We start from the raw sequence: 23,456 nt of genomic DNA on the forward strand, positions 1-23,456 counted from the left end.
CGGAAGGACCGGCGCGTGCGCGGCCGGCTTGGGCCGGTCGTCGGTGCCCGCTCTGGATGCGTGCTCGTGGCCGCCGGGATTCAGGGGCGACTTTTCCGGCTGTTTCCTGAACAAGATCGGCCGGTGATGACTTTCCGTCAGGTGGCGTGAACCCGACACGGGAGGAGGGTGCAGGCGTGCTGGAGGCGATCGGGCTCCGGCCTCAGGACGAGGAGGTGTACGACGCGCTCGTCCGCCGTACCAGGCCACCGTGACGGAGATCGTCCACGACTGCCATCTGCCTGCGTCGGCCGCCCGGCGCCTCCTGCAGTCGCTCGTCGAGCTGGGCCTGGCCACCCGGTCGACCGGTCGGCCGGTGCGTTACGTCGCCGTCTCGCCCCCTGCTCAACCGGGCGTCAAATACCGCGTGGTCTACGACACCGGCGTGCTGGAGCTGGCCGGCTGGGTGGAGGACGTCACGGCCGGGATGCGGCACGGCGGCAGGCCAGGATCGCCGCCGACCTGCCGATGAAACTCGCCATCTCCGACCAGCGGCTGGCGATCATCCCGTTGCCACGGGCCGGGGACAGTGTGGTCGCGGCGTCGTACCTGATCCACGCGTCGCCGCTGCTCGACGCGCTGGTCGCGTTGTGCGAGGCGGTGTGGGAGCGCAGCGTGCCGGTCCGGCTGACCGGGTCGGGCGCGGAGCCGTCACCGGAAGGCGCGGACCTGTCCCGGGACGAGGAGCGGCTGCTCACGCTGCTGGCGTCGGGCGCGACCGACAAGGCCGCCGCCCGCCCGCTGCGCTGCCGTCCTCGGGCCTCCACTGCGGCCCTCGGAATAATGTTCGGGTGTCCTGTGGCTCAGCCGTCGCGCAGGCCCGCGAACAGGTCCTCCTCGTGATCAGGGGCGTCCACCTTGCACAGCACCCGCTCGAACGCCTCGTGCGAGAACGCCTGCTGCTGGGCCTCCGGCGGCATGCGGAACAGGAAGATGTTCTCCCCCTGGCTCTCGTGGGCCTCGAGCGCCTTGAGCTTGCGCTCGACGTACGGGGTGACGTCGACGACGCTCGTGACGCGCTCGTCCGGGGTGCCGAAGTCGTCCGAAGGCTCGAAGCCGAGGTCGATCCCGTGCTCGCGCATCATCTCGAACATGCGCTTGATGGCGGCCCGGGGGATGGCCGTGTAGTAGAACTTGTCCGGGATGCCGGTCGACTCCACCGCCGCGGCCGTGATCCGATGGGCCTGGACATGGTCCGGGTGGCCGTAACCGCCGCCGCCCGTCTCGTCGTAGGTCACCACGACCTGCGGGCGGTAGTGCTCCATCAGCGCGGCCAGCCTGCCCGCCGCCACTTCGACGGGCACGTTGGCGAACGCGTCCGGGTGGCTGTTGGCAGCCCAGCCTTCCATGCCGGAGTCGCGGTAGCCGAGCAGCTCCAAGTGGTCGATGCCCAGATGGGCGACCGACTCGCGAAGCTCGCCGAGCCGGCGCGCGGCGACAGCGGCGTCGTCGTGGCCTTCCTCGCCCGGCTTGACGCCGCCCTGGTCGTCGCCCTGCTCTCCGTTGGTGCAGGTGACCAGGACCGTGCGGATGCCCTCTTCGGTGTAGCGGGCCAGGATGCCGCCGGTGCCGAGACATTCGTCGTCGGGGTGGGCGTGCACGACCATCAAGGTGAGTTGCCGATCCATGTGCCGACACATTACCCGTCACCTCCGACAGTCCCAGGCTCGCCCAGGTGGCATGGCGGCGCGGCGGTCGCGTGCTCCGCGAGGCCATGCCACCTGGGCCGCCCGCCGGGGCCGCCTCCGATCACCGGTCGCCGCAGCGCACGGGCGCAGGTCGCTGGGAACGTGTCGGCGGAGGTCGGGTGGTCTTGCGGAGAGGCCGTTGGAGGTTGCCGTGGACTCTGAGGGAGTGGGCGGCGCAGGTCAGCAGTGGTGACAGGGGAGGGCGGCGGACGTCAGCGGTGGATCCGGGGAGAGGGCGGTGCGGGTCAGGGGTGGGGGCGTGGGGGTGGGAGGGTGCCGCTGTCTCCTAGGAGGTCGGTGACGGTGACGGCGCGGAGCATGCGCGGGTGCAGGTCGCGGGCCCGCTGCTCGGCGATGCCGCCGGCGAGGGCCGCGTCGGTGAGCGCGTCACTGAGCCAGTCGACGTCCACAGGCCGGCCGTCGGATCGCCTGATGAGCGGCTCGCCGGCGGGCCGGCTGGCGCACAACACGCGCAGCAGCGGGCGCGCCAGCGGCGGAACAGGGAACGCGACGACGTCGTCCCGGCCATGGTGCACCGTGATGACGGCGGGCCGGCTGCCGGCGCCGTCGGCCACGCTGTGGACGTCCTGCCGGGTCAGTCCGGCCAGCGCGTCCGCGCCGGCGCCGGTGGATTCCAACAGCGCGACGGCGGCGGCCTCGGCCGTGCGGCCGTCGGCGGCCAGGCAGGCGACGCCCTGGCGCAGCAGCCGGCGTTCTTCCCTGGTGAGGGGCGGTGTGCCGGCGATGCGGCGGTTCCTGGCCGTAAGGGGGCCGGGGACCTGGTTGTGCCGGACCACGCCGTGTTGCCAGGCGAAGGCGTAGAAGGACAGCAGGACGGAACGTTTCCTGGCGACTGTCCTGGTCGACAGCGGCTTGCGGGCCGGCGTGCGCGTGAGCGCACCGGTGCGGGCGAGCTCGCAGTAGGTGTCGAGATGGGCTCCGGTGACGGCGAGGAGTTCGAGCGCTTGGTCCGTGCCGCGCAGCCAGCGCAGGAACGACGCCAGCACCTGCAGCCCGACCTGCCGCGTGGCCGCGGAGGGCTTGTCGTGCAGCCAGGCGGCAACCGTGCGCCAGGTCAGCGGGTCGAGCGCGTCGACCAGGTCGACGTCGCCGCCGGCCGCCTCGCCCCCGTCCCGGGGACGCCGTCGAGGCCGCAGCCCGGGCAAGTGCCCGATGCTCGTCACGCCGGGAGGGGACGGCGGGACGTGCCCGGCCCCGCTGACGCCGCGACCCGATGGCGGGACGTGCCCGGCCCCGCTCACGCCGTGACCGGATGGCGGGATGTGACCGGCCCCGCTGTCATCGGGACCGGCGGGCGGGACCTGCCCAGCCCCCGTGATGCCGGGGGCGGGCGGCGAAGCTTGCTCGGAGCGTTCCCGTCTCTGCATGGTCAGCATGTGACCAGGCCCGCGCCCGCGCGCGTGAACCCGGGGACGGCGCGATCGCCGGTGCGCGGGCGGCGGGCCCCACGGCCGGGCGCCGCAACGAACGGCTGGACGGAAGGACGGGCGGGCACCCCTGGATGCGGCACAAGGATCAGGGGGGTGGCCGTCGCGACGCCATGGCGATCGCGACGGCCTGAGCCTGGCAGCAGACCGATCATGATCTCGATCTTCTCACGGAACGCGACGTGCCCGATGCGGCATTCCTCTCAGAAGGCCCGTACGAGCTCATCGGCCCGCACCCGGGCCGCGGCCGCGGCCGCCCGGTCGCCCAGCGCGTCGGCCACCGCCGCCTGCTTCAGCCAGTTGTACGGGCTGCACGGCCGCACGCCGATCCGCTCGCTCACCAGCACCCGCGCCACGTCCCGCGCCCCCGCCCGCAACGCCGCCTCCAGCAACGTCTTCTGCACGGCGTCCCGCTGCGCATGGCTGCCGCCGAATTCATTGACCCGATGCCGGATCGGATACAGCAGATCGACCACCGACGCGTAATCGCCCCGCCCGAACGCCACGATCGCCCGGCACACCGGCAGCCCCACCCGCAGCGTCATGTCCCGGTTCGTCACCCCGGGCCGCGGTTCCAGCACGTACGCCTCCCGGGAGGCGATCAGCTTCTCCGCGTCCCCCATCCGCCCCGCGCCCACGTACGACATGACCGCGTGCATGTCGTTGAACGCGTAGAACGGCTCGGCCACCCGCACCGGCCACGCGTCGGCCAGCGCCCGCCAGCGCTCGTCGAGCTCCGGCTGCTCGGACCCCTCCAGGTGGAGCCGCCACAGCAGGGCGGCCGCGTCGAGCAGCTCCATGCACGACTGCCCGTCGGCCAGCGCCGAGTCGTAGATCGCCAGCACCCGCCCCACGTCGCCGGCCTCCAGCGCGTAGAGGCAGTAGTGCCACCAGGTGTGGATGTTGAAGAACGTCCCGGTCGACCAGTCCGGCAGCCGCGCGTCGAGGTAACGCAGCCCGTCGCCGAACCTGCCCTGCATCTCGTACGTGTGGACCACAGCGTGGATGCCCCACACGTCGCGCGCGTTCAGCTCGACCGCCCGCAGCCCGACCTCCTCGGACCTGTCGTAGTGCCCGGCCTCCTCCAGCCCGAAGGCGTACATGCCCAGCAGGTGCCCGAAATGCGGGTCGTCCTCGCGCCAGGCGCTGAGCGCCCCGCCGATCCGGTCGCGGAGCGAGCGGGCGTCACCGGTGAAGAAGTCGATCTGGTGCCCCGCGGCCAGCGCCAGCGCGTCACGCGGATGCGCCACCGCGATCTCGCCCAGCAGCGCCCCGCAGGTCAGGAAGTCGCCGTCGAGCAGCGCCTGCACGGCTGCCAGGTGCGCGCGCTCGCGCGGCAGCAGCGACGACTCGTCGATCCTGCGGCGGAACGCCCCCAACCGCACCCTCGCCGTGCGCGCGTCCTCCACCTCGGTGGTCAGCAGACCCAGGTACGCCGCCAGGACGTTGCCCATCGGGAAGTCCGGCGACTCCTCCAGCGCCGCGTTCGCCTCGGCGTCGACCTCCACCCGGAAGTGCAGCAACGCGTCGATCGCCCGATCGTAGTGCCGGGCCGCGGCGCCGCTCGCCCCGCTCATCGCCAGGCCGTGCTGGTCGGTCGTCACGAGGATCACTGTAACCGCCGCCGCGGCGAGGCGTAGAAGGCCGCTTCCAGGGCACTTGCGGAGTACCCGGACACCCTTGGAGGAGCGGTGAACACTGCGGAACGGGCGGGACACGAGGTGACGGGCGCGGCCCGGCGGGCCGCCCGCAGCCGGGCGCTGGACGTGGCCACCCGCGTGGGCCTGGCCTGCCGCGGGGTGTTATACGCCCTGGTCGGCGTGGTGGCGGTACAGATCGGGCTCGGCGACAGTTCCCAGGAGGCCGACAAGGCAGGAGCGATCTCCACGGTCGCGGGGCTGCCCTACGGCGCCGTGCTCCTGTGGATCATGACCGCCGGGTTCGTCGCGCTGGCGCTGTGGCAGGCGTCGGAGGCGGTGTTCGGCGGCGGGAAGGCGATCGAGCGGGTGGAGGCGGTCGCGCGGGTCGCGGTGTACGTCCTCGTCGTCGTCACCCTGCTCAGCATGCTGACCTCCGGCAAGGCGTCCTCGGACGACGAGAAGTCCCGGGACGTGACCGGCGCGCTGCTCGGCCTGCCGGGAGGCCCGCTCGTCGTGGGCGCCATCGCCCTCGCCCTGATCGTGCTCGGCGCCTACTGGGTGCGCCAAGGCCTCACCAAAGGGTTCAGGGAGGAGCTCGACCTCGGGCGCATGTCCCCGCGCGCCCGTACCGCGATGGACCGGCTCGGGACCGGCGGATACGTCGCCAGGGGAGCGGTCGCCGCGCTGGCCGGGATCCTCGTCGGCCAGGCGGCCATCACGTTCGACCCGGACAAGGCGGGCGGCATCGACGCCGCGCTCAGGCGCTTCGCCGACACGCCCGCCGGGCCCTGGCTGCTCGTGGTGGTGGCGCTGGGACTGCTGCTGTTCGCCGCCTACTGCTTCGGCGAGTCCCGCTGGCGCCGTACCTGAGCTAGAGGGAGCGCTTGGCCACCACGGCCCGGCCCATGCCCGGGTCGTCGCAGAACGCGCCGTCGATGCCCAGCTCCAGGAGCTTGGAAAGCCAGCCCATCACGTCGCCGGTCGCCCGCGCGTACACGGGGCTGGCCGGGTTGCCCATCCGGAAGTCGGCCGGGAGCTGGGAGTTCTCGTTGCGGATGGTCCAGACGTGCACGTCCAGCCCCTTGCGGTGGGCGTCTGCGACGATCGTCGTGGGCGGCAGGGTCTTGCCCGCGGCGTCCACCGGCACCACGCGCCGCGTGTCCACACCGATGCCGTCGGCGTAGGAGGCCACCTCGCGCAGGCCCTCCGGCTTGACCATGTCGTCGTAGGTGCGGGGGTCCTTGGCGGCCACCCAATCGTACGGGGCGCCCGTGGCCGTGATCAGCTGGATCAGCGGCAGCCGCGTCTTGCCGCTCAGGTCACGCAGGTTCGCGGTCTCGAAGGACTGGATGTACGCCTTGCGCACCCGGTACTTGTTCAGCACCTCCAGCAGCGGCTCCTCCAGCGACAGGTTGATGGAGTCGAAGTAGGTGGGGTGCTTGGTCTCGGGGTAGACGCCGACGCCGTGCTTGAGTGCGAGCTGCACGACCTCCTCGAACGTCGGGATCTCCGCCAGACCGTCGAACGCCGTGTTGTCGGGCCGCAGGTCGGGCACGCGCTCCTTGGCGCGCAGCGTCTTCAGCTCGGCCAGCGTGAAGTCCTCGGTGAACCAGCCGGTGACCGGACGCCCGTCAATGGGCTTGGTGGTGCGCCGGTCGGCGAACTCGGGACGCGTGGCCACGTCGGTCGTGCCGGAGATCTCGTTCTCGTGCCGGGCCACCAGCACGTGGTCCTTGGTGGAGACGAGGTCGGGCTCGATGTAGTCGGCGCCCATGGCGATGGCCGCCTCGTAGGCCAGGAGGGTGTGCTCGGGCCGGTGCGCGCTGGCGCCCCGGTGCCCGATCACGATGGGCGCCTGGCCGCGGCGCTCCGCCGTGGCGGGTGGTGTCTGGATCAGCACAACGGCGACCGTACCGCCGGCCACGACCCCGGCCAGCACGCTCGCGAGTAACCTGCGCATTCTCATGGGCGCGACCGTAGACGCTCCAGGTGGACCGCGAGTTACGTATGAGCACACAGTGAAAGTCATGACGACATGACCGAACTCCATGGCCGGCCGGCCGTGCTGACCGGCGCGTCGGGCGGTCTGAGGAGGTGGCCGACCCCGCCATGGCCGTGCTGCGCAACGGCTGCCTCACCAACCAGGTGCTTGGCCTGGACGGCGGCGCCTGCCCGCGGTGAGCGGCTCAGGGACCGTGGTGTCCGGCGCTACGGGACGGCCAGGAGGCGGCCGAGGATCTCCGCGAGGTTGGACGTGCTGGTGGCGAAGTTGAGCCGGGCGAAGGCGGCCGTGTCAACCGTCGTGTGCTGGGAGAACTCGGCCCCTTCGCTGAGTTTGACCCGTGCCAGGCGTTCGAGCCGTCCCGCCGGCGTGGTGGCCCCGATCGGGCTTCCGGTGAAGTCGAGCCAGCTCAGGTACGTCCCCTGCGGGGAGTGGTAACGCGGATCCCAGGACAACGTCGCCGCCCATTCCTCCACCAGGCGCCGGTTGCGCTCCAGGGTGCCCATCAGGGCCGTCAGCCAGGCATCGGATCCCCGCCAGGCGGCCACGGTGGCGACCCGGCTGAGGGTGCTCGGCGTTCCGAAGAAGTCGAGCGGGGCTCTGTCCAGCGCCTCGCGCAGCCGGTCCGGGCCGATGTGCGCGACGGCGCAGCGGAGCCCGGCGATGTTGAACGCCTTCGTCGCCGAGGTGGCCGTGACCGTCCGCGCGGCGGCCGTGCCGACGGAGGCGAACGGCACGTGCCGGTGCGGGGCGAACACCAGGTCCGCGTGGATCTCGTCGGCCAGCACCACCAGGTCCAGCTCCTCGGCCGCCGCGGCGAGGGCGAGCAGTTCGGCCGACGTGAAGACGCGGCCGGTCGGATTCTGCGGATTGACGACCACGAGCATGCGGCAGTCCTGCTCGCGCAGGCGCCCGGCGAGCCCTTCGGCCGGGAAGTCCCACCCCGTCGTGCCGCGCGTCATGGGCAGCGGCACGATGCGCCGTCCCGCCCGGGCGATGCTCGCCAGGAAGGGCGGGTACGCGGGGACGTGGATCGCGACGCCGTCACCCGGCTCCGTGGCGTACTCGACCATGACCTGGAGGATCTGCAGCAGATCGGTGAACACCCGCGCCCGCCCGGGTTCCGGACGCCACCCGTGCCGGGTGGCCATGCGCTCCTCGAACGCCTCGATCACCGGGTCCTCACCCGGCCAGTACGGGTAGCCGAAGTCCGCACGCCGCGTGACGTCCATGATGCTCTCGCGTACGGCGGGCGGGACGCCGAAGTCCATGTCGGCGACCCAGGCGCCGATGGTGTCCCGCGGCAGGGAGCCCCACTTGACGCCGTGGCCGGAGCGCAGCCGTTCGACGTCGATGGCCTCGAACAGGTCGGCGGGCGGGCGGTTCACCGCGTCACCGCCGTGCCCCGCTCGGCGAGGATGGCGTCGCGCAGGATCTCCATCTGGCCGTGGTGCTGCGCGAGCTCCTCGTAGACGTGCAGCAGCGCCGCCCCCTGGGTCAACTCGCGGCCGGGGCCGAGGAAGGCCGCGGGCGGCGTGCCGCGGAGTCGCGCGGCGGGATCGGCCGCTCGTACGTCCTCGGCGAGCCGGGCTCGTACCTCTGCCACCCGGTCCAGCAGCGGGCCGACGGGTCCGGCCGCGGCGAACTCGGCCTCGCGATCGCGGACGACCTCGCGTCCGGCCACGAGCGCCCCCGCCCAGTACGAAACCACTCCCAGGCAGTGGGTGAGCAGCGCGTACGGGGAGTTCGCGCCGGGGAGCGGCGGTCTGCCGTTGGCGAGATCGTCGCCGAGACCGGCGACGATGTCCGCCATCCCGTCCAGGGCACGGTCGACGTAGTAGAGGTAGTCGTCATTGGTGATCACATGGGGCTCCCGCACGTCCGAGGCTGTAACCGGCTTAGTAGGTGTACGCAAGATTGCGGCAGTCGTCTGTAACCTGTCAAGATGGTGTCGTGGCCTTCATCTTCGTCAGCGGCAACCTCGCCCTCGACTTCATGGGGACGCTCAAGTGGCGGCGCAGCGAACCGGAAGAGCTCCTGGCCACCCCCGCCGACCTGGGCCGATGGGCCGTCGAGGCGGGGGTGATGAGCGAGGCGCCGGCCGTCGACGCCGCGGATCTGCGGCGGCTGCGCACCCTGCGGGAGGCCGTTTACCGGCTGGTGACGACGGCCATGGACGGCCGCCCCTGGCCCGAGGACGACCTGCGCGTCGTCAACGAGGAGGCCGCCGGGGCGCCGCCGCGGATGAGGCTGACCCCGGCGGGGCTCGTGCGCTCCGGAGACGCCGGCGCGATCGCCTCCAGTGTGGCGCGCTCGGCGGCCGAGTTGCTCGGCGAGTTCGGTGAGCTGCGTGTCCGGGAGTGCGCCCTGGAGGAGTGCACGCGCATCTTCATCGACCGCTCCCGGGGCGGCAACCGCCAGTGGTGCGGCATGGAGGAGTGCGGCAACCGGGTCAAGGTGGCGAACTATCGCTCCCGCAAGAGCCAGGCCGCGCCCTCCTGACGGCCGGCGGGCGCCGTGTGCGGCATCACCTCCGATGTGCAACCGAAGGTTGCGCATTCGTGGATCGCTTGCTAGCGTGAACGCGCAACCAAAGGTTGCACATCAGACGGGAGAATCGCCATGATTCCGAGCATCGAACGAGAAATCCTGATCGAGGCGCCGGTCGAGGTGGTCTGGGGCGCGGTCACCGAGCCCGGCCAGATCAGCAGCTGGTTCGCCAACGCCGCGGACATCGACGTGCGGGAGGGCGGCAAGGGCACGCTCACCTGGACCGACCGGGCGGCCAAGGCCGTCACCGAACCGGCCACCGCCGAGATCACCGTGGTGGCCGTCGAGCCGCCGCGCCTGTTCTCCTTCCGCTGGGCCTATCCGAACGGCACCGAGCCACGCGAGGGCAACTCCGTGCTCGTGGAGTTCACGCTCGCCCCGGAGGGCTCGGGCACCCGGTTGCGGGTGACGGAGGCCGGCGTCAGCGACCTGGACTGGAGCGAGGAGGACAAGGCCTCCTACGCCCAGGAGCACATCCACGGCTGGAGCAAGCACCTCGCCGACCTGGTGGCGTACGCTTCGGCGAAAGACCAGGCAGCAGTGCGGTGATGAATCCCGATGACGAGGAGCTCCTGGCGGCGGTCACCGAACCGAGCCGTCGCCGGCTCCTTGACGTCCTGCTCGCGCTCGGCGAGGCGACCCCCACCGTCCTCGCCGCCGAGCTGCCCTTCACCCGTCAGGCGGTCGCCAAGCACCTGGCGGTCCTCGACCGTGCCGGCCTCGTCGAAGCACGGCGGGACGGCCGCGAGGTCCGCTACACCGTCCGCCCGGAACGCCTGGACGAGGCCGTCCGGGCGATGGCGGACGTCGCGGCACGATGGGACGCCCGGCTGCAAAGGATCAAGCAGATCGCCGAGTCGGCCCACCGCGACGACGGCTAGGTGTAGGAGCGTCTGCGATTCTCTGTGTTGACCTGAGTATTTCGGGCAGATCGGGCGGGCGTGGCCGTGGCGGGCTGCCTGCGTACTGTCCGAGGGGGAGTACGGGGGTGGCCGCGACGCGGTGGAAGCCGGTCCGGTGGTGAGGATCGCGTGCAAGCCCTGTACGCCCCGCGGGTGGGCGGGTCGTCTGGGGTGCTTGGCCCGCCGGACGCTGTCCACCCCTGTTGGGGGGTGGGGCGGGCACCGTGCGCCGGTCCGGCACACGGCTGGAGGCCATCGAAGGGTTCTTCGGGGTGCGGGTGTGGCGTTTCGGGGTGGGGCCGGCGGTGCGGTCGGTGCGGGTGGCCTGCTGGCCGAGCAGGCCGCGCGCGAGGATGCGTTCGGCCGCCGCCCAGTCCCGATCACACGACAGGCCGCAGGCTGGGCAGTGCGCCCACGCCCAGCCCCGTTCGGTGAGCCGGTCCGGGGCCGGGCAATGCCGCTGGATGGAGGTGCCGGTGCCGCAGCGGGGGCAGTATCGGGAGTTGCCGCGGGCCGGGACGGTGACCACGGCGATGCCGTGCTTGGCCGCCAGATGCCGGATCGCCGCCACGACCTGCCCGCGTACCTGTCCCGACAGGCGCGCGTTCGCCCGTCCCCGGCGCCCGCGCGCTTCCAGGGTGGCCAGGTCCTCCAGGTAGATGACCGTCGCCCCGGCGGCGAGGGCGTGGTCGAGTGCCCAGCGGGCCGCCGACCAGGCCAGCGCCTTGTTCAGGTTGCGGATGCGCGCGCAGACCCGCTCATGCTCGACACCGATGACCTCATACGCCGGGGCCAGTTCGGCGAAGCGGGGGTCGGCGGGCGTGAAACCGGCCAGCAGCCGCTCCTGGTGTTTGCGTTTGGCGGCCAGGTAGAACACGTGAACGACATGATGCCTGCCTCACCGTGACCGGCCCGGCCAGAACCGGCCATCGCCCGTCACATCGCAGGGCGCCAAAGGCTCAGCGGCGTCACGGGACAACCAGATCGGCGGGCACCTCACCGACGCATACCGGCCCGGGCAAATGACCCTGTCCGGTGCCTGGCCGTCGCCACCAACCCGACGAGCGCCACGACGAGATCAGGGCAGACACTTAGGTTTCCATAGCGAATATGACAAGCAGTCCATACCCTGCTGACAAAGGCTTAAGTGCTCGTGGGAACGGGGCTGTAGAGGGCTGGCCAGGGTGGGAAGCGACGTCGGGTCGCGATCATGTGCGACTCCCGACGGGTTGGCTCGTCAGACAGATGATCCCGGGAACGGGGAAGAGCATGAGGTAGAGGTTCGGTATCCACCAGGCGAGTGAGAAGTCTCCCCGCAACGTCCAGAAGGCGATCGCCATGAGCCCCGAGGCCATGGTCAGCACGAGCGAGACCAGCATCAGTGACGGACCGCTCGCCCTGCCGCGGCGCAGGAGCCACAGGCTGGTCAGCCCGGTGAAGCTGGCCAGCAGGTCGATCCAGAGGAACGACCAGTTCCAGTCGACCATCAGCGGGTTGGCGTAGTCAGCGAACGCCCATTCCAGCGGGATCAGCCCGAGACCGGTGACGGCGAAATAGACCACGAAGCCGACATCCGTGACGAGCATCAGGCCCTTAGTCGCGCGCAGCACGGTCGATGGCCTCCATCAGGTAGCGGCGGGTCCCGTCATGCAGCTCAGGTCCGGGAGAGCCGAGCCCAAGCAGCCTGGCCGCCCACCACCCGTCCACGGCCAGCCGTACGGCTGTCGCCGCTGCGGGGTCGATACCGTCGTCGGCGAGCCTGGCCTGCCAGGCGGCGAACCGCTTACGCAACGGCTCGAGCTCCGCCGGGTCGACGAGTATCACGGCAAGCAGCGCAGCGGTGACCCGGTCGGCAGGCGCCGTGGCGGTGGTGTGCCGCTCGGGGATGGTCGCCTCGACATAGGCGCGCAAGAAGTCGCCCGGGTGGGTGCCCGCCTGAGCGAGCGCGTCCTCGAAGGCCTTGGTCAGCCGATCGACCATGGCGCCGACCAGGGCCTGTTTGGTGGGGAAGTGGTAGAACAGTCCGCCCTTGGAGACTCCGGCCCGCTTGGCGACGGCTTCGAGGGTGAGCGACTCACCTCCCTGCGACAGCAGCACGTCAGCGGCGGCGTCGAGGAGACGGTCCTTTGAGCTTGGTCGTGGCATGCCCAAAACTATACCGGTCAGCCGGTACAGTTTCAGAGCCAGCCCCTGGCCTCGGCGCCCAGATCCTTTGTCAGCAGGCTCAAAGCACGTGCACGGATCTGCGTACCCACAAGCAGAGCGCTACGGGACCAGGCGGGAAGGCCGCGTATGGGGTGCGGTGAGTCGTCGCGCTGAGACCCGCGCGGCGGGTACACCTCTGGGGGAAGGTTGACCTACAAAATCTGTGACGACTGCAACGGCAAGAGATGGGTCACGGGAACGGTTCACGACATGAACAGATCAGACCGCTGCCGGCAGCGGGCTGAGGTCAGTCGAATGCGGGTGACCTTTGACACCGCTGCTGAACACGCCCTGGGCCACCTAGGCGCGGGGGTCACCCCTTGTCGGCGCCCTCGTTGGCGCCGCGGACGAAGTAACGCTGGAACACCACGAAGACGACCGCCACCGGGATCGTGGCCAGGACGGCCGCGCCCAGCTTGAGCGGGTACTGGGTGCCCTTGCCCCGTGACCCGCTCACCAGGTCGGCCAGCCCGCGCGGCAACGTGAACAACTCCAGGCTCTGCACCGCGACGCCCTGGAAGGAGATGATGGTGAGCGTGATCAGCGCGGGCCTGGCCATCGGCAGCACCACGGACCAGAACGTGCGGAACACTCCGGCCCCGTCCACCCGGGCCGCCTCCTCCACGGTCGGGGGGATCGACTGGAAGAACTGCTTCATGATGAACACACCGGCCGCGTCCGCGATCACCGGCAGGATGAGCGCGGTGTAGTTGTCGTACAGGCCGAGCTGGTTCAGCACCAGGAACTTCGGGATGAACAGCACCACCCCGGGCACCGCCATGATCGCCACGATCGCGGAGAACAGCGCCCGCCGCCCCCCGAACCGCAGCCGGGCCGGCGCGTACCCCGCCATGGAGTCCAGCAGCACCCCGCCCCGCCGTGACGACGAGCGTCACCAGCACGGAGTTGCCCAGCCACAGCGGCAGATCGGTGCCGGTGAGGCATGATTTGTTCGTTCAAATTTGCCGATTGCACGAAATTTCCATCGCCGACCCGCTTCTGTCAAGAGGGGAAGTCCTCGTGCTCCAGCCGCTGCTCCACGACCTGGTCAGTACGGTGATGGCGCCGGCGAGCGCGCTCAGCGGCCCCGACGGGCAGATCCGCCAGGCCGGCGTGCAGGGGCTCTTCCGCGCCGACCGCCGGGTGCTGTCGCTCGCCCGCCTCCTCGTCGACGGGAGGGAACCGGAGGCCGTCGGGCATGCCTTCGCCGGCGCCGGGCGGACGAGGTTCGTGTCACTGGCCAGGTGGCTCGGCGACCCCACGGCCGACCCCACGGTACGGCTGGACCGCATGCGCGAGCTCGGCCCGTACGGGATGGACGAGCACATAGAGATCGTCTCCACCGCGTCAGGGCCGGTGACGGCCACCGTGACCGTCGAGCTGGCCTGCGACTTCGCCGCCATCGACGACGTCAAGTCGGGCCGCACCGCCGTCCTGCCCGCCGCCCCACGCCCGCCTGCCACGACCGGCCCGACCGCGGTCGCAGCCCTGGCCGGGGAGGGAAGACTGTCGTGGCGGTCGGAGGGGACGCAGGTCACCGTCACCGGCCACGGGGCAGGGACCAGGGCGGGTGCGCGGGCGTGCCTGACGTGGGAGGTCACGCTGCCGCCGCGCGGACGTACCACGCTGAGCTGGAGCCTGGCCGTGCACGACGCCGCCGCCGTCGTCGTGCCCGCCACCGGGCCGCTCGAGTGGAGCGAGCCGCGCGTCACCGCCGACGATCGCCGCATCGCGCGGCTCCTCGACCAGGCGCTGGCGGACCTGCGCTCGTTACGCCTGGCCGAGCCGGCCGCGCCCGGCGACACCTTCCTCGGCGCGGGCGTGCCGTGGTTCCTGACCTTGTTCGGCAGGGACAGCATCTGGGCCGCCCGGATGTTGCTCCCGCTCGGCACCCGGCTGGCCGCCGGCACCCTGCGCGTGCTGGCCCGCCGCCAGGGCGAGCGCCTGGACCCGCACACCGGCGAGGCACCAGGGAAGATCATGCACGAATTACGGCGGAACGCGTTCACGCTGGGGGAGCAGGACCGCCGCCTGCCCGCCGCCTACTACGGCACCATCGACGCCACCCCGCTGTGGATCAGCCTCCTGCACGACGCCTGGCGCTGGGGCATGCCGCACGCGGAAGTCCAGGCGCTGCTGCCGGCGCTGCAAGCCGCCCTGGGCTGGCTCGCCGAGCACGCCGACCCCGACGGCGACGGATTCGTCGAGTACATCGACGTCGGCGGCCGCGGCCTGGCCAACCAGGGCTGGAAGGACTCGGGTGACGCGGTGCGCTTCCACCACGGCGGCCAGGCCGAGCCGCCGATCGCCCTGGCCGAGGTGCAGGGGTACGCCCACCGGGCCGCCCTGGACGGGGCCGCCCTCCTGGACGCCTTCGGCATGCCCGGCGCCGCCCGGTGGCGCGAGTACGCCGAGACCCTGGCCGAGCGGTTCCGCGCCGCCTTCTGGGTGGACGGCGCGCAGGGGCGCTTCCCCGCGCTGGCGCTGGACCGGGACAAGCGGCCGGTGGACGCCCTCACCAGCAACATCGGCCACCTCCTGGGCACCGGGCTGCTGTCGCGCAAGGAATCGGCCGAGATCGCCGCGCTGCTGACGGCGCCCGGCATGGCGGAGGGCTTCGGGCTGCGCACGATGTCGTCCGGGGACGGCGGGTTCAGCCCGTTGTCGTACCACTGCGGGTCGATCTGGCCGCACGACACGGCCATCGTGCTCGCCGGCCTGGCCCGCGAAGGGTTCGACGCCGAGGCGGCCGCGCTCGCCGAAGGGCTGCTCGCCGCCGCCGAGTCCTTCGGCTACCGGCTGCCGGAACTGTATGCGGGCGACGCCCGCGAGCGGGTGGGACGACCCATGGCCTATCCCGCCGCCTGCCGCCCGCAGGCCTGGTCGGCCGCCGCCGCGCTCACCATCGCTCACGCGGCGCTCGGCCTGTACCCCGACGTGCCGGAGGAACGGGTGCTGCTGCGCCCGCTGTCCGGCGCGGCCCTGGGCGCGCTGACCGTCGGCGGGTTACGAGTGGGAGAGCACGAGGTGGAGGTGAACGTCGCCCACGACGGCTCAGCCACGGTCAGCGGGTTGCCTGACGGCATGCGCCTGGTCCACGCGGAGGCGGCCGCCACCCGCTGACCCCGGCGGCTTCAGCTCCGCGCGCCCGCGTGCCGCCCGAGCGTGCGGGCGGCCTCGAAGATCAAGGCCTCGTGGCCGGGGCGGCCGACGAGCTGGAGGCCGACCGGCAGGCCGTCCACCGTCCCGGCAGGGACGGTCAGCGCGGGCCTGCCCAGCACGTTCCACGGGCTGGTCAGCGCCAGCAAGGCGGCGCGGACGGCGGCCGGTCTGCCGCCGATCTCGGTCTCGCGCACGCCGAGCGGCGGGGCGATGATCGGCACGGTGGGAAGGGCCAGCACGTCGTGGCGGTCGAAGAGCGCTCCTGCGGCCTCGGCGAGCCTCGCCCGCCCGTCCATGGCACGTATGTACCGCCAGCCGGGGACCTCCATGGCCACGCGCAGCCGCTCGAGCACCTCGGGGTCGAACAGCTCGGGCGCGCCGGCCAGCCGGTCGGCGTGCACGGCCGCCGTCTCACAGCTCTGGATCACGGTGTACGTGTCCCGCAGGGCGTCCGCCAGGCCCGGCGGCAGGCGGACCTCCTCCAGCGGCCCGGCCGCCGCCCGCACCGCCCGCACCACGCGCGGATCCCCGTCGAACAGCCCGGCGGGATCGAGCCACGCCACCCGGACCGGGCCCACGACGTCGGGCCGGTCCGCCCCGCCCGTGGGCGGGGTGGCGTGCTTTCGGCCGGTCGGCTCGGTCAGGCAGGTGGAGGCGAGGAGACAGTCTTCCGCGGTCCCCGCCAGGACGCCGACGTGGTCGAGGGTCCGCGACAACGGGAACACGCCGTCCGCCGGTATCGCGTCGTACGCGGGTTTGAAGCCCGCCACGCCGCACAGCGCCGCCGGGATGCGGACCGAGCCGCCCGTGTCCGTGCCGAGCGCGAGCGGGACCAGGCCGGCCGCGACGGCCGCCCCGCTGCCGGCGCTGGAGCCGCCGGTCATACGGCTGGGATCCCACGGGTTGTGCGCGGGCCCGGACGCCGAGCGGTCGCCTGTCGGGCCGTACGCGAACTCGTGGGTCGTGGTCGTGCCCACGATGACGGCGCCCGCCCGGCGCAGCCTGGCCACACATGCGGCGTCGGCTTCCGGGACGTGGCCGGCGAAATGACGCGACCCCATCGTCACCCGCAGCCCGGCGATCATGATGAGGTCCTTCACCGCGACCGGAATGCCGTGCAACGGCCCTCGATCCGTGCCCGCCGCCAGCTCCGCGTCCGCGCGCCGCGCGGCCGCCCGCGCACCGGCGGCGTCCACCGTGACGAACGCGTTGAGCTCCGGGCCGAGCGCGGCGATCGCGTCGAGCGCCTGCTCGGCCAACTCGGCCGACGTGGCGTGCCCGCGACGGAGGTCTTGAGCGAGGCCGGCGATGTGACGACCGGAAAAGGGGCCAGGAGTGCCGGCGAGAGGGCCGGGGGTGAGCGCCATGGGATCATTCTCACCGCCCGGCACGGTGCGGGCGGTCCCGGGTCAGCGGCCGTCGGCAGGCCGGTACGCGGGCTCCCACATCGCGTCCTGCACCTGCTGCACAGGATTGCCCAGCTCGACCCGGGCCAGGCCCTCCTCGGCCGCCCGCCGCGCCACGGCGACCGCGACCGTGGCCGACACGATCCGCAGGTTCTCCACCTCGGGCAGCAGCGAGGCCCCGGGCGTCGCGACGTCCACCATCCCGGCGACCGCCTCGGCGGCGGCCTGCAGCATGCCGTCGCTGATCCGCCGCGCCCGCGACACCACCGTGCCGAGCCCCAGCCCGGGATACACCATCGCGTTGTTGGCCTGGCCTATGACATGCGTGACGCCGTCGTGCTCGACGGGATCGGCCGGGACGCCGGTCGCGACCAGGGCTCTGCCGTCCGTCCAGCGGATCACGTCGTCCGGCCGGGCCTCCATCCGCTCGGTGGGGTTGGAGATCGGCAGGATGACCGGCCGGTCCACCTCCGCCGCCATGGCCTTGACGATCTCCTCGGTGAACGCCCCGCCCGCGGTGGAGGTGCCCAGCAGCACCGTGGGCCGGACCCGGCGGACCACCTCCGCGAGCCCGACGCCCGACCCGCCCATGGCCCAGCCGGCGACCTCGTCGCCCGGGCGGGCGTAGGGCCGCTGGAAGTCCCGCAGGTCCGGCATGTCATCGCAGAGCAGGCCCTGCTGGTCGACCGCCCAGATCCGGCGGGTGGCCGGCTCCCGGTCCAGGCCGTCGCGAACCATCGCGTCACGTAGCTGGTCCGCGATGCCGATGCCGGCCGTGCCCGCGCCGAAGACCACGATCCGCTGCTCGCGCAGCGGCGTGCCGGAAATGCGGACGGCGGCGAGCACGGCGGCCAGCACGATGGCGCCGGTGCCCTGCATGTCGTCGTTGAAGGCGGGGACGCGGCCGGTGTACTTCTCCAGGATGCGGCGGGCGTTGCCCGGGCCGAAGTCCTCGAAGTGCAGCATGGCCTCGGGGAAGAGTCGCGTGGCCGCGGACACGTAGGCGTCGATGAACGCGTCGTACCGCTCGCCGCGCACCCGCGCGTGCCGCAGCCCGACGTAGAGGCGGTCGTTGAGCAGCGCCTCGTTGTCGGTGCCCACGTCCAGCGCGACCGGGATGACCCGGGCCGGGTCGATCCCGGCGGCCGCGGTGTAGACCGCCAGCTTGCCGGCGGCGATGCCGGCGCCGCCGCCGACACCCCAGTCCCCGATGCCGAGGATCTGCTCGGCGTCGGAGGCCACGATCAGGTCCACGTCCCCACGCCCCAGGCCGGCGTTGCCCAGGGCGCGCTCGATGCCGTCGATGTCGTCGATGGACAGGTAGACGCCCCGGGGGCGGCGGTACTCGTGACTGTAGTTCTTGATCGCCTCGGCCACCGTGGGGTCGTAGACGATCGGCAGCATCTCGCGCATGTGGTCGGCCAGCAGGCGGTGGAACAGCACCTCGTTGCGGTCCTGCAGCGCGCCGAGGAAGACGTTCTTGGCCAGGTCCGTCGGCTGGCGCCGGAACTGCCCGTACGCGCGGGCCGCCTGCTCGTCCAGCGTCTCGACCGCCGGCGGGAGCAGCCCGTCCAGGCCCAGCCGCGCCCGCTCATCGAGCGTGAAGGCGGTGCCCTTGTTCAGCAGCGGGTCGTCGAGCACGTTCCGGGCCATGACCTCGTGCTTTCCGCCCGCCGCCCAGGACACGCACCGCGAAACGGAGATCGTCGGTCACGCCGCGCCCAGCCGGTGGGCCAGGCGGTCCAGGGACAGGTTGATCAGGATGAAGATGGCCGCGATGAGGATCGCCGCCGGGATGACGTTGGAGAAGTTGGCCGCGATCCCGTTCAGTCCACGGTCGACCAGCTCGTCGTAGCCGACGATGAGCCCGAGCGCCGAGTCCTTCAACAGCACGATGAACTGGCTGACCAGGGCGGGCATCATCGCCCGCACTGCCTGCGGCAGCAGCACGAGGCGCATGACCTGCCCCTTGCGCATGCCCACCGCGTACGCCGCCTCCCGCTGCCCCTTCGGCAGGCTCTGCACCCCGGCCCGGATGATCTCCGCGATCACGGACCCGTTGTAGAGGGTGAGCCCGAAGACGACCGCGGCGAAGGCGGAGATGTTCACGCCGATGAGCACGAACGAGCCGAAGAAGGCGAAGAAGATCAGCAGCAGCAGCGGGACGGCCCGGAAGAACTCCACCACCATGGCCGCCGGCACCCGGATCCACCGATGGTCGGACATGCGGGCGGTCGCGAACACCAGCCCGAAGAGCCCGGCCAGCACCACCCCCGCCACGGCCGCGCCCAGCGTCCCGGCCAGGCCGGGCAGGATGAACGTGGCCCACACGTCCCCCCGCAGCAGCGGCAGCCACTTCTCCGCCGCCCACTGCTCCTTCTGGTCGAAGCGCACGTACACGACGTACGCGATCGCCAGCAGCGCGAGCGCGACGACCGCCGCCAGCACCCGGTTGCGGCGGATACCGCGCGGCCCCGGCGCCTCGTACAGGTTGGCGTAGCTCATCGGGCCACCGCCATCCGCTTCGACAGCCAGCCGAACAGCAGCCCCATCGGCAGGCACAGCAGCACGAACCCGGCCGCGAAGCCGAGGAAGATCTCGATCACCTGGTCCCCGTACGTCTCGATCATCTCGCGCATCCGGACCGACGCCTCGCTCACGCCGACCACCAGCGCGATCGTGGTGTTCTTGGTCAGCGCGATGAGGATGCTGCCCAGCGGCGCCACGACCGCGCGGAACGCCTGCGGCAACGTGATCAGCCGCAGCGTCTTGACGAAGCCCAGCCCCAGCGACCGGGCCGCCTCGGCCTGCCCGACCGGCACCGTGTTGAGCCCGGAGCGCAGCGCCTCGCAGACGAACGCCGAGGTGTAGGCGGTCAGCCCGATGACCGCGAGCCAGAAGTTGTTGGTCGCGATGTCGTCGGACAGCTCGACGCCGAGGTTGGCGCCGATGCCGAGGCCGGTGAACAGCAGCACCAGCGTGAGCGGCGTGTTGCGGGCCACCGACACGTAGACGTTCGCCGCCCCGCGCAGGGAGGCCAGCGGGGCGACCCGCATGGCGGCCAGCACGGTCCCCAGCACCAGGGAGCCGAGCGCGCTGACCGCCGTCAGCCGTACCGTCATCCAGAACGCGACCAGGATGGTGTCACGTTCGAACAGCAGCGCTTCCATGGATCAGTACCGCTCCAGCTGCGGGGCCTGCGGCACGGCGAAGCCGGAGGCGCCCACGCTGGCCTGCAGTGCCTTCGTCCAGCTGCCGTCGGAGAACATCTTCTGCAGCGCGTCGTTGACCGCCTTGCGGCCGGCGGTGTCGTCCTTCTTCAGCCCGATGCCGTACTTCTCGGTGCTGAACGGCTTGCCGACCACCTTCAGCTTGCCCGCGTGCTGCGCGGCGTAGCCGGCCAGGATCACGTTGTCGGTGGTGAGGGCGTCGAGCTGGCCGCCGAGGACCCGGTCGACGCACGCCGAGTACGTCCGCTCCTCCTGCAGCTGCACCTGCTTGGCGTACTCCGTCTTGACCTTCTGCGCCGGGGTCGAGCCGGCGACCGAGCAGAGCTTCTTACCGTTGAGCGCCTCGGGGCCGGTCAGCGCCGCGTCGTCCGCCCGGACGAGCAGGTCCTGCCCGGCCACGAAGTACGGCCCGGCGAAGGACACCTTCTGCTTGCGGGCGTCGGTGATCGAGTACGTCGCCACGACCATGTCCACCTGGCCCTGCTCGATGAACGCCTCCCGGTTCGCGGACACGGTCTCCTTGAACGTGATGTTCGCGGGGTCGACGCCCAGCTCCTTGGCCACGTACTTGGCGACCTCGACGTCGAACCCGGCGAACGCGCCGTCCGGCGTGCGCAACCCCAGACCCGGCTGGTCCGCCTTCACCCCGATGACCAGCTTCTTGTCGTTCTTGGCCTTGTCCACGATGGAGGCGTACGACTCCGACCCGCCACCACAGGCGGTGGCCAGGACCATGACGGCGAAACCGGCGTAAAGGGATCTTCCAAACACGGGGGGCTCCTTAGTGAGTGAGGATCTTGGCGAGGAAGGACTGGGCGCGCTCGGTGCTCGGCGCGCCGAAGAAGCCGTCGGGGGTGTCCTGCTCGACGATCTCGCCGTCGGCCATGAAGACGACCCGGTCGGCGGCCCGCCGGGCGAAGCCCATCTCGTGGGTGACGACGACCATGGTCATGCCCTCGCGGGCGAGCGAGGTCATCACCTCGAGCACCTCGTTGACCATCTCCGGGTCGAGCGCCGACGTCGGCTCGTCGAACAGGATCACCTTCGGCTCCATGGCCAGCGCGCGGGCGATCGCCACCCGCTGCTGCTGCCCGCCGGACAACTGCGCGGGGAACTTGGCCGCCTGGCCGCCGATGCCGACCCGGTCGAGCAGCTCGCGGGCTTTGCGCACGGCCGCGTCCTTGGGCTTCTTCAGCACGTGGACCTGGCCGAGGACGACGTTGTCCAGGACGGTCTTGTGCGCGAAGAGGTTGAACGACTGGAAGACCATGCCCACCTCGGCCCGCAGCCGGGCCAGCGCCTTGCCCTCGGCCGGCAGCGGCGTGCCGTCCACGGTGATCGTGCCGGAGTCGATGGTCTCCAGCCGGTTGATCGCGCGGCACAGGGTCGACTTGCCCGCCCCCGACGGGCCGATGATCACGACGACCTCGCCCCGCCGGACGGTCAGGTTCACGTCCCTGAGCACGTGGTGCTCGCCGTAGCGCTTGTTGACCTGGTCCAGGACGATGAGGTCCGCCTGGCTCATGCGTCACGCTCCTTGCTGTCGGTCAGCGTTGGCGTAACCGTAGGAGCCGCATGTTCCGTGAAAAGGCTTGTGATCGTTCTGCTCAGAAATTAGCGATTCTGGTCAGCGGTGAGCAGGTTTGGACTGCTCGGGCATCGCCCCGGAGATGCCGATGGTGTCCCGGAAGGCCCGGTCCCACTGGCCGTCGGCCAGCCAGCGGGCGATCAGCCCGTTGAGGTAGTCGCGGAAGACCGTGTCGTGCTTGCGCACGCCCATCCCGTACGGTTCCCGCGCGAACGGCTCGCCGACCAGCCGCAGCGCGTTCGGATGCTGGGCCTGCAGGCCGAGCAGGATGGTGTCGTCGGTGGTGATCGCGTCCACGTGGCCTTCCAGCAGGGCCGGCACGCACTCGCTGTAGCCGTCCACGACCGCCGGGATCGCGCCGGACACCTCGTTGCGCAGCCGCTCGACCGATGTGGAGCCCTTGGCCGTGCACACCGTCTTGCCGGCGAGGTGGGACACGCCGCCGATGCGGGTGTCGGCGGCCCTGACCAGCAGGTCTTGCCAGGCGTAGTAGTAGGGATCGGTGAAGGTCACCAGCTGGGAGCGGGCCGGGGTGATCGAGTACGTGGCGATGACGAGGTCCACGACCTGCTGGGCGATGAAGTTCTCCCGCTCGCGCGAGACGGTCTCGACGAAGCGGATGTTGCGCTCGCTGCCGGTCAGGTCCTTGGCCACGAGCCGGGCCATCTCCGCGTCGAACCCGGTGATCCGGCCGGTCGCCGGGTCCTTGTAGCCGAACATCGGCTGGTCGAACTTGATGCCCACGATGAGCACGCCGCGGTCCCTGATGCGCGCCATGGTCGAGCCCTCGGGGAACGCCGCCGCGCTCGCGCATCCCGCGGGCAGCAGGCACAGCAGGACGGCGAGCAGGGCCCTGAGCCTGGTCACCGCGACCGGTACCGGTGCTGCGGGCGGCCGGTCGGCCCGTACTTCGGCCGGGCCTCCACCAGGCCGCGGTCGGCCAGATGCTCCAGGTAACGGCGGGCCGTGGCGCGGCTGACGCCGATCGAGGCGGCCAGCTCGTGCGCCGACACGTCCTCCTCGACCTCGGCCAGCGCGTCCAGCACTGCCTGCTCGGTGGCCGCGGAGATGCTCTTCGGCCGGTCCGCGTGGTCGATGTGGAGCAGGCGGAAGATCCGGTCGATCTCCTGCTGCTCGGTGAACCGGCCGCCGGACTCCAGCTGCTCGGCGGTCGCCGCGTACCGCAGCAGCGTCTGCTCCAGCGTGCCCGCCCTGGTCGGCTTGACCAGGTAGTAGAGGGCGCCGCGCTGGATGGCGGCGCGTACCGTCGCCGACTCCTTGCGGCCGGAGATCACGATGATGTCGGCCGGCGGCTGATCGGGCCGGCGCAGCCGGTGCGCCACCTCCAGCCCGGGCAGATCCGGCAGGTGCAGGTCCAGCAGGACCAGTCGCGGCGCGAACCGGCTCGCGGCCGCCAGCGCCGCGTGCCCGCTGTGCGCGATCCCCACCACCCTGAACCCGAGGACCCGGTTCACCTGCGCCTGGAGCGCGGCGGTCACGACCGGGTCGTCGTCCACGATGAGAACGGTGATGTCCCTGGATACAGGCATCGCCACGCTCCTCGCTTCTTCTGATAGCGGTTCTGAGCAGCTTAGG

At 71.7% G+C, this 23,456-nt stretch carries 25 protein-coding genes; 7 read left to right on the plus strand and 18 right to left on the minus strand.

Translation table 11 applies throughout. From position 1 onward, the window contains the following. The first annotated feature begins 250 nt into the window (after positions 1–250). Positions 251–511 (plus strand): helix-turn-helix domain-containing protein, encoded by a 261-nt coding sequence (locus EDD27_RS13650; protein WP_127932773.1) that lies wholly within the window; start codon positions 251–253, stop codon positions 509–511. Beyond that, entirely contained in the window at positions 508–882 is a 375-nt protein-coding gene (locus tag EDD27_RS13655; RefSeq protein ID WP_127932774.1) for a hypothetical protein, read from the plus strand. The genes EDD27_RS13650 and EDD27_RS13655 overlap by 4 nt, the downstream gene beginning before the upstream one ends. Here EDD27_RS13655 and EDD27_RS13660 read toward each other — a convergent pair. From EDD27_RS13660 to EDD27_RS13670, 3 genes are all read right to left on the minus strand, one after another. Next, entirely contained in the window at positions 843–1,667 is an 825-nt protein-coding gene (locus EDD27_RS13660; RefSeq protein WP_127932775.1) for a PIG-L family deacetylase, read from the minus strand. The genes EDD27_RS13655 and EDD27_RS13660 overlap by 40 nt on opposite strands. A 305-nt stretch (positions 1,668–1,972) precedes the next feature. Beyond that, entirely contained in the window at positions 1,973–2,911 is a 939-nt protein-coding gene (locus EDD27_RS13665) for a hypothetical protein (protein ID WP_127932776.1), read from the minus strand. A 467-nt stretch (positions 2,912–3,378) separates the two neighbouring features. Next, positions 3,379–4,779: a tetratricopeptide repeat protein gene (locus EDD27_RS13670; protein ID WP_127932777.1), complete on the minus strand. Its 1,401-nt coding sequence runs from the start codon at positions 4,777–4,779 to the stop codon at positions 3,379–3,381. A gap of 87 nt (positions 4,780–4,866) precedes the next feature. Here EDD27_RS13670 and EDD27_RS13675 point away from each other — a divergent pair, with 87 nt between their 5' ends. Continuing rightward, positions 4,867–5,685 carry a DUF1206 domain-containing protein gene (locus EDD27_RS13675; RefSeq protein WP_241564016.1) on the plus strand — a complete coding sequence of 273 codons (819 nt, stop codon included), beginning with the start codon at positions 4,867–4,869 and terminating at the stop codon, positions 5,683–5,685. Between the two features lies 1 nt (position 5,686). Here EDD27_RS13675 and EDD27_RS13680 read toward each other — a convergent pair whose 3' ends face one another. The 3 genes from EDD27_RS13680 to EDD27_RS13690 all read right to left on the minus strand — a co-directional run bounded on the left by EDD27_RS13680 (position 5,687) and on the right by EDD27_RS13690 (position 8,696). After that, on the minus strand, positions 5,687–6,781 hold the full coding sequence (locus EDD27_RS13680) for a glycerophosphodiester phosphodiesterase (protein WP_241564017.1): 1,095 nt from the start codon (positions 6,779–6,781) through the stop codon (positions 5,687–5,689). 242 nt (positions 6,782–7,023) lie between these two features. After that, positions 7,024–8,205, minus strand: coding sequence for an aminotransferase class I/II-fold pyridoxal phosphate-dependent enzyme (locus EDD27_RS13685; RefSeq protein ID WP_241564018.1), 1,182 nt, complete (start codon positions 8,203–8,205; stop codon positions 7,024–7,026). Next, a complete protein-coding gene (locus EDD27_RS13690; protein ID WP_206641389.1) occupies positions 8,202–8,696 on the minus strand; it encodes a mycothiol transferase in 495 nt (164 codons plus the stop codon). Before EDD27_RS13690 ends, EDD27_RS13685 begins: the two co-directional genes overlap by 4 nt. Positions 8,697–8,770: 74 nt before the next feature. Between EDD27_RS13690 and EDD27_RS13695 the strand changes: the two genes are divergently transcribed. From EDD27_RS13695 to EDD27_RS13705, 3 genes are all read left to right on the plus strand, one after another. Continuing rightward, positions 8,771–9,319 (plus strand): CGNR zinc finger domain-containing protein, encoded by a 549-nt coding sequence (locus EDD27_RS13695; protein WP_127932778.1) that lies wholly within the window; start codon positions 8,771–8,773, stop codon positions 9,317–9,319. A 120-nt stretch (positions 9,320–9,439) separates the two neighbouring features. Then, entirely contained in the window at positions 9,440–9,916 is a 477-nt protein-coding gene (locus EDD27_RS13700) for an SRPBCC domain-containing protein (protein ID WP_127932779.1), read from the plus strand. After that, a complete protein-coding gene (locus EDD27_RS13705) occupies positions 9,916–10,248 on the plus strand; it encodes an ArsR/SmtB family transcription factor (protein WP_127932780.1) in 333 nt (110 codons plus the stop codon). Before EDD27_RS13700 ends, EDD27_RS13705 begins: the two co-directional genes overlap by 1 nt. Here EDD27_RS13705 and EDD27_RS13710 read toward each other — a convergent pair. The 4 genes from EDD27_RS13710 to EDD27_RS13725 form a co-directional block, all read right to left on the minus strand. Continuing rightward, a complete protein-coding gene (locus tag EDD27_RS13710) occupies positions 10,208–11,146 on the minus strand; it encodes a zinc ribbon domain-containing protein (RefSeq protein WP_127932781.1) in 939 nt (312 codons plus the stop codon). The two genes, EDD27_RS13705 and EDD27_RS13710, sit on opposite strands and share 41 nt — an antisense overlap. A gap of 331 nt (positions 11,147–11,477) precedes the next feature. Continuing rightward, positions 11,478–11,879, minus strand: a complete 402-nt coding sequence (locus EDD27_RS13715; protein WP_127932782.1) for a DUF5360 family protein — start codon at positions 11,877–11,879, stop codon at positions 11,478–11,480. Next, on the minus strand, positions 11,863–12,414 hold the full coding sequence (locus tag EDD27_RS13720) for a TetR/AcrR family transcriptional regulator (RefSeq protein ID WP_127932783.1): 552 nt from the start codon (positions 12,412–12,414) through the stop codon (positions 11,863–11,865). The genes EDD27_RS13715 and EDD27_RS13720 overlap by 17 nt, the downstream gene beginning before the upstream one ends. A 373-nt stretch (positions 12,415–12,787) precedes the next feature. Beyond that, on the minus strand, positions 12,788–13,342 hold the full coding sequence (locus EDD27_RS13725) for a carbohydrate ABC transporter permease (RefSeq protein ID WP_241564019.1): 555 nt from the start codon (positions 13,340–13,342) through the stop codon (positions 12,788–12,790). 152 nt (positions 13,343–13,494) lie between these two features. Here EDD27_RS13725 and EDD27_RS13730 point away from each other — a divergent pair, with 152 nt between their 5' ends. Beyond that, positions 13,495–15,597: an amylo-alpha-1,6-glucosidase gene (locus EDD27_RS13730; protein ID WP_241564020.1), complete on the plus strand. Its 2,103-nt coding sequence runs from the start codon at positions 13,495–13,497 to the stop codon at positions 15,595–15,597. A gap of 11 nt (positions 15,598–15,608) precedes the next feature. Here the strand turns inward: EDD27_RS13730 and EDD27_RS13735 are convergent, their stop codons facing one another. The 8 genes from EDD27_RS13735 to EDD27_RS13770 all read right to left on the minus strand — a co-directional run bounded on the left by EDD27_RS13735 (position 15,609) and on the right by EDD27_RS13770 (position 23,410). After that, complete coding sequence (locus EDD27_RS13735) at positions 15,609–17,003, minus strand: amidase (protein WP_127932784.1); 1,395 nt, start codon at positions 17,001–17,003, stop codon at positions 15,609–15,611. A gap of 42 nt (positions 17,004–17,045) precedes the next feature. Continuing rightward, positions 17,046–18,695 carry an NAD-dependent malic enzyme gene (locus EDD27_RS13740; RefSeq protein ID WP_127932785.1) on the minus strand — a complete coding sequence of 550 codons (1,650 nt, stop codon included), beginning with the start codon at positions 18,693–18,695 and terminating at the stop codon, positions 17,046–17,048. A gap of 57 nt (positions 18,696–18,752) precedes the next feature. Next, positions 18,753–19,547 (minus strand): amino acid ABC transporter permease, encoded by a 795-nt coding sequence (locus EDD27_RS13745; RefSeq protein ID WP_127932786.1) that lies wholly within the window; start codon positions 19,545–19,547, stop codon positions 18,753–18,755. Further along, positions 19,544–20,212, minus strand: coding sequence for an amino acid ABC transporter permease (locus EDD27_RS13750; RefSeq protein WP_127932787.1), 669 nt, complete (start codon positions 20,210–20,212; stop codon positions 19,544–19,546). Before EDD27_RS13750 ends, EDD27_RS13745 begins: the two co-directional genes overlap by 4 nt. Positions 20,213–20,215: 3 nt before the next feature. Then, a complete protein-coding gene (locus EDD27_RS13755; protein ID WP_206641390.1) occupies positions 20,216–21,043 on the minus strand; it encodes a glutamate ABC transporter substrate-binding protein in 828 nt (275 codons plus the stop codon). Between the two features lie 10 nt (positions 21,044–21,053). Continuing rightward, positions 21,054–21,797, minus strand: a complete 744-nt coding sequence (locus tag EDD27_RS13760; protein ID WP_127932788.1) for an amino acid ABC transporter ATP-binding protein — start codon at positions 21,795–21,797, stop codon at positions 21,054–21,056. 102 nt (positions 21,798–21,899) lie between these two features. Further along, entirely contained in the window at positions 21,900–22,727 is an 828-nt protein-coding gene (locus EDD27_RS13765; protein ID WP_241564021.1) for a glutamate ABC transporter substrate-binding protein, read from the minus strand. After that, on the minus strand, positions 22,724–23,410 hold the full coding sequence (locus EDD27_RS13770; protein WP_127932789.1) for a response regulator: 687 nt from the start codon (positions 23,408–23,410) through the stop codon (positions 22,724–22,726). Before EDD27_RS13770 ends, EDD27_RS13765 begins: the two co-directional genes overlap by 4 nt. Positions 23,411–23,456 lie beyond the last annotated feature (46 nt).

It is taken from the genome of Nonomuraea polychroma (assembly GCF_004011505.1).
GTDB classification, from domain to species: domain Bacteria; phylum Actinomycetota; class Actinomycetes; order Streptosporangiales; family Streptosporangiaceae; genus Nonomuraea; species Nonomuraea polychroma.

Excerpts from the sequence above, each read along its gene's own strand:
- EDD27_RS13680 (WP_241564017.1), bottom strand. The coding sequence starts at position 6,781 with ATGAGAATGCGCAGGTTACTCGCGAGCGTGCTGGCCGGGGTCGTGGCC.
- EDD27_RS13705 (WP_127932780.1), top strand. The coding sequence starts at position 9,916 with ATGAATCCCGATGACGAGGAGCTCCTGGCGGCGGTCACCGAACCGAGC.
- EDD27_RS13720 (WP_127932783.1), bottom strand. The coding sequence starts at position 12,414 with ATGCCACGACCAAGCTCAAAGGACCGTCTCCTCGACGCCGCCGCTGAC.
- EDD27_RS13760 (WP_127932788.1), bottom strand. The coding sequence starts at position 21,797 with ATGAGCCAGGCGGACCTCATCGTCCTGGACCAGGTCAACAAGCGCTAC.
- EDD27_RS13740 (WP_127932785.1), bottom strand. The coding sequence starts at position 18,695 with ATGGCCCGGAACGTGCTCGACGACCCGCTGCTGAACAAGGGCACCGCC.
- EDD27_RS13745 (WP_127932786.1), bottom strand. The coding sequence starts at position 19,547 with ATGAGCTACGCCAACCTGTACGAGGCGCCGGGGCCGCGCGGTATCCGC.
- EDD27_RS13735 (WP_127932784.1), bottom strand. The coding sequence starts at position 17,003 with ATGGCGCTCACCCCCGGCCCTCTCGCCGGCACTCCTGGCCCCTTTTCC.
- EDD27_RS13750 (WP_127932787.1), bottom strand. The coding sequence starts at position 20,212 with ATGGAAGCGCTGCTGTTCGAACGTGACACCATCCTGGTCGCGTTCTGG.
- EDD27_RS13700 (WP_127932779.1), top strand. The coding sequence starts at position 9,440 with ATGATTCCGAGCATCGAACGAGAAATCCTGATCGAGGCGCCGGTCGAG.
- EDD27_RS13770 (WP_127932789.1), bottom strand. The coding sequence starts at position 23,410 with ATGCCTGTATCCAGGGACATCACCGTTCTCATCGTGGACGACGACCCG.
- EDD27_RS13655 (WP_127932774.1), top strand. The coding sequence starts at position 508 with ATGAAACTCGCCATCTCCGACCAGCGGCTGGCGATCATCCCGTTGCCA.
- EDD27_RS13660 (WP_127932775.1), bottom strand. The coding sequence starts at position 1,667 with ATGGATCGGCAACTCACCTTGATGGTCGTGCACGCCCACCCCGACGAC.